Here is a 3,385-nt window from a genome sequence, read left to right on the forward strand (position 1 = left end):
AGTTGCTCGCGGGCGCGAGCGTCGAGGTGGGCGCGCAGGCAGAGGTCGGCGACGTCGCTGAAGGGGCGTTGCTCGCGCGCCTGGGCCATGGCATTGGCCACGTCCTCGCGCAACCCACGGACCATGCGCAGGCCGAGGCGGATTGCCGGCTGGCGTTCGGCAATGGGTTCCAGGGTGCAGTCCCAGTGGCTGTGACGCACATCCACCGGGCGGATCTCCAGGCCGTGACGGCGAGCGTCCTGCAGCAGTTGGTCGGGGCTGTAGAAACCCATGGGCCAGCTGTTGATCAGTGCGCAGGTGAAGGCCGCCGGTTCGTGGCATTTCAGCCAGCAGCTGGCGTAGGTGAGCAGGGCGAAGCTGGCGGCGTGGGATTCGGGGAAGCCGTAGCTGCCGAAGCCTTCTATCTGTTTGAAGATGCGCTCGGCGAAATCCTGGGTGTAGCCGTTCTTCAACATGCCTTGGAAAAGACGCTGGCGGTGCGGCTCCAGACCGCCATGACGTTTCCACGCGGCCATGCATCGGCGGAGGTGGTCCGCTTCACCTTGGGTGTAATCGGCGGCAATGACGGCCACTTCCATAACCTGTTCCTGAAACAGCGGAACACCCAAGGTGCGTCTGAAGACCTTTTCCAGAGCTTTGGACGGATAGGTAACGGGCTCTTCCTTGTTTCGTCTGCGCAGGTAGGGATGCACCATGTCGCCTTGGATCGGGCCTGGGCGGACGATCGCGACTTCGATGACCAGGTCATAAAACGTTTCGGGCTTGAGGCGCGGCAGCATGGCCATTTGTGCGCGGGACTCGATCTGGAACACCCCGACGGTGTCGGCACGGCTGATCATTTCGTAGGTCTTCGGGCACTCCTGCGGCAGGGTAGCGAGTGTCCAGCGCTGACCACGATAACGTTCGATCAGGTCGAAACAGCGGCGTAGGGCGCTGAGCATTCCCAAGGCAAGCACGTCGACTTTGAGCAGACGGACTGCGTCAAGATCATCCTTGTCCCATTGGATCAAGGTGCGCTCGGGCATCGCGGCATTTTCCACCGGCACCAGGTTTTCCAATGGCTGCTGGGAAATCACGAAACCGCCGGGGTGTTGTGACAGGTGGCGAGGAAAGCCAATCAATTGCTCCGTCAATACGAGGACACGACGAAGCACTGGACTGTCCGGATCGAAGCCGGACTCAATCAGACGGTCGCGTGGCGGACCTTTGCGGCTCCAATGTCCGCAGCAATCGGCCAGTGCGCCGACCTGATCCGGCGGCAGGCCCAATGCCTTGGCCACGTCGCGCACAGCGCCGGCGCCTCGATAGGTACTGACGACTGCCGTAAGCGCAGCGCGCGTGCGGCCGTAGCGCTGGAACACATACTGGATGACTTCCTCACGGCGGTCGTGCTCGAAATCGACGTCGATATCCGGCGGTTCTTTGCGTTCGCGGGAAATGAAGCGGCCGAACAGCAGATTGATGTGTGTCGGGTCGAGTTCGGTAATCCCCAGGGTGAAACACACGGCAGAGTTGGCGGCTGAGCCACGTCCTTGGCAGAGGATATGTTGCGAGCGGGCAAACCGGACGATGTCATGGACTGTGAGGAAATAGCTTTCGTATTTCAGTTCGATGATCAGCCGCAATTCCTTGCGGATCCGTTTGATGACCTTTTTTCTCGCTCCTGCAGGCCAACGCTCGTGAATACCTTTTTGCGTCAGGGCGCAAAGCCAACTGGCGGGCGTATGGCCTTCGGGCACCAGCTCGCGCGGGTACTGGTAGTCGAGTTGACCCAGATCGAAGGTACAGCGCCCGGCAATCTCCAGCGTCTCCGCCAGCAACTCGGCGGGGTAGATCGACGCCAGCGCCTCCCATGGCCGCAGATGCCGCTCGCCGTTGGGATAGAGGTACTGCCCGGCCTCGTGCACCGGCAGGTGCTGGCGGATTGCAGTCATGCAGTCCTGCAGGGCGCGGCGGCCACGGATGTGCATGTGTACGTCGCCGCAGGCCACGGCGGGAATCACCAGGCGCGCGGCCTGTTCTAGCAGGCGCCGCAGCTTGCCGGCATCGTCCGCTCCCTTGTGCAGTTCGACGCCCAGCCACAGGCGCTCGGGGAAAAGCTCACGCAGCCAGAGGCCGTGGTCGTCGCGGTCATCACGCGGCAGCCAGATCGCCAGCAGGTGGTCGAGGTTGCCGTCGAAGTCCGCACGTACCAGGCGGTAGCTACCTTTCTCGACGCGGCGGCGGGCGTGGGTGAGCAGGCGGCAGAGGTTCTCGTAGCCGGTGAGGTTTTCTGCCAGCAACACCAGCTTCGGGCCTTGCTCGATGCTCAATTCGCTGCCGGTTATCAGCGGGATCTTCGTCTCCTTCGAGGCCTGCCAGGCGCGGACGATGCCGGCCAGGCTGCATTCGTCGGTGATCGCCAGCGCCCGGTAGCCGAGCTTCCTTGCCCGTTCGAACAGCTCGGCGGCGCTGGAGGCGCCGCGCTGGAAGCTGAAGTTGGACAAGCAGTGCAGCTCGGCGTAGCCGATGCCTTCGCTCTCCGCGCTCATGCGAACCAGCCATGCAGCAGCAGGGGCCCGTCGTCGCCCACCGGGCGGAACACCCAGGCCCGCTGGCCGCTGCGGGTGCGCACCTGGTAGTAGTCGCGGCGGATGTCTTCGCCGTCCCACCAGCCGGATTCGATGCGTTCCGGGCCGGCCAGCAGCGTCGGTGCGAACTCGCGCAGTGGCTGGGGCTCGGCCAGCAGCCAGCCGGGGCGTGGGGCTTCGGTGACGGGTTGCAGCGGCGTGGAGGTACCTTGCCAGGCGCGCTCCGGGCGATGGTCGGCGCGGCCACCGAGGCTGTGCACGGCGTCGTCGCCCAGCCGTGCGCGAAGGCGTTCGCGCAACTGTTACCACGACAGCGACTGCTGCGGGCGGTCATCGAACAGCTCGCGGTGCTGCGGTACGAAGGCCGGCAGGTCGTCGGCCAGCAGTCGCACGCTGTGCACCGGGGCGCGCAGTTGCAGTTGCTCCAGGCGGCCACGGGTCAGCTCGAAGAGCATCGCCGCCTCGCGCTCGGCGCTGAGCAGGCCGACCGGCATCTGCGTGTCGCTGCCTTCGTGGTGTTCCAGATAGAGGACGAAACGCTGCACGCCGCTGTCGCGCCCGGCGAGGAAGGCGGCGAGGTCGGCGGTCAGGCGGCGCAGTGGGAACAGCAGTGCCTGGGTTGATTCGACGTCGAAGTTCAGCTCGATGCGCGACTCGAAGGTATCCGGCGGCCGGTAGAACTCCAGGGCCAGCGGGCGCTGGCCGAGCAGGGTGTCGACCTGTCGCAGTACCTGCGGCGGAAAGCGCCGGGCCAGGCTCTCGCGCGGCAGGGCGAGCAGTTGCTGCAGGCTGCGCAGGCCCATGCGGCCCAGCGA

At 65.1% G+C, this 3,385-nt stretch carries 1 protein-coding gene and 1 pseudogene; both read right to left on the minus strand.

What is annotated here, in order from left to right:
• Positions 1-2,531, minus strand: a 2,531-nt coding sequence (locus tag ACCC94_RS28810) for an error-prone DNA polymerase (protein WP_413353002.1), incomplete at its 3' end; no start/stop codon positions are given.
• A pseudogene (locus tag ACCC94_RS28815) lies at positions 2,528-3,385 on the minus strand (Y-family DNA polymerase); the annotation flags it as partial. The gene ACCC94_RS28810 and the pseudogene ACCC94_RS28815, both read right to left, overlap by 4 nt.

This window comes from Pseudomonas sp. Pseusp97, assembly GCF_047304025.1.
In the GTDB taxonomy this organism is placed as follows: Bacteria; Pseudomonadota; Gammaproteobacteria; order Pseudomonadales; family Pseudomonadaceae; genus Pseudomonas.